Here is a 1278-nt window from a genome sequence, read left to right as displayed (position 1 = left end):
CTGATAACGCTGGCCGCCGGCACCGCATGGCTGGCGTTTGGGTTCTAATGCATGTCGCCCAAAAGTGGCCCCGGTTTTGGCGCAACGACATGCATAAAACCAAAGGCTTAAAGCGCGTCGCGCTTTAGACCTGGCTGCCTGAAATCCGCGCCCGCACCAGCGTCGCCGCGGCGCGGCCGGCGGCCTCGATGTAATCGGGGTTGCGGTGGATCAGCATGATCGAAAAGCAGCCGTCGATCAAAAGCACGATCTCGCGTGCCAAGGCAGGCGGCTCGCCGACGCCATGGTCCGACAAGGCGCCGGCCAGCCATGTTTCGAAATTCAGCTTGTGCCGCGCGCCGACCTTGACCGCCGGATGTCCGGGCATCGAGGCGAGTTCGGCGGCCGTGCGCAGGAAGCCGCATCCTTTCCATTTCGGGTGACGAGCGGACCTCGCCAGATTGGTGAAGATCGCCTCGACCTTGCGATCCGCGCCGCCTTCGGCGGCATCGAACCAGCCGGCCATCCGCTTCAGATTGGGTTGGTCGCGGCCATCGAGATAGGCGGCGATGAGGTCGTCCTTACTCTTGAAATGGTAGTAGAGCGTGCGTTTGGTGAGACCCGCTTCCTCGGCGACGGCATCGACGCTGACGCGACCGATTCCTTCGGCATAGAAGAGCCTGGTCGCGGCATCGACAATACGTTTGCGTGTAGGACTTTGCGTGTCAGGCATGAGCTTAGGTATACCGACTAGTGAATATACACAAGCGGAAAGGGGCATAGTCTTCCGGTCATCAGCATGATGAAGAAGGAAGAGCCAATGACCGATCTTGTCCTCAAGGAACCCCGGGATGGGATTGCCATCCTCACCCTCAATCGGCCGGAGAAGCTCAACGCCTTGAACTATGCCCTGATCGATCGCCTGCTTGCGATCCTTGACGACATTGAAGTCGATGACAGCGTTCGTGCGGTCATTCTGACCGGTGCAGGGGAGCGGGCGTTTTCGGCCGGCGGCGACATTCATGAGTTCTCGGCCAGCGTGGCGCTCGGCGTCGATGTCGCGATGCGTGATTTCGTCATGCGCGGGCAACGGCTGACGGCGAGGCTGGAAGCGTTTCGCAAACCCGTCATCGCTGCCGTCAACGGCATTGCCTTTGGTGGCGGTTGCGAAATCACCGAGGCGGTGCCGCTGGCCATCGCCAGTGACCGCGCTTTGTTCGCCAAGCCGGAAATCAACCTCGCAATGCCGCCGACCTTCGGTGGAACCCAACGCCTGCCAAGGCTCGCCGGGCGCAAGCG

The 1278-nt window shown here is 61.3% G+C and carries 2 protein-coding genes; one reads left to right on the top strand and one right to left on the bottom strand.

What is annotated here, in order from left to right; translation table 11 throughout:
• Window positions 1–124: 124 nt before the first annotated feature.
• The gene (locus tag EN939_RS34665; protein WP_164748925.1) at window positions 125–712 is read right to left on the bottom strand and encodes a TetR/AcrR family transcriptional regulator; all 588 of its coding nucleotides are present in this window, start codon (window positions 710–712) and stop codon (window positions 125–127) included.
• A gap of 87 nt (window positions 713–799) precedes the next feature.
• Here EN939_RS34665 and EN939_RS34660 point away from each other — a divergent pair.
• The coding region (locus EN939_RS34660; RefSeq protein ID WP_206528434.1) for an enoyl-CoA hydratase/isomerase family protein at window positions 800–1278 on the top strand (479 nt) is incomplete at its 3' end.

The sequence above is a fragment of the Mesorhizobium sp. M7A.F.Ca.CA.002.05.1.1 genome (genome assembly GCF_003998335.1).
Taxonomy (GTDB): domain Bacteria; phylum Pseudomonadota; class Alphaproteobacteria; order Rhizobiales; family Rhizobiaceae; genus Mesorhizobium.
The sequence above is the reverse complement of the archived record's forward strand: the minus strand, read 5'-3'. Positions and strand labels throughout refer to the sequence as shown.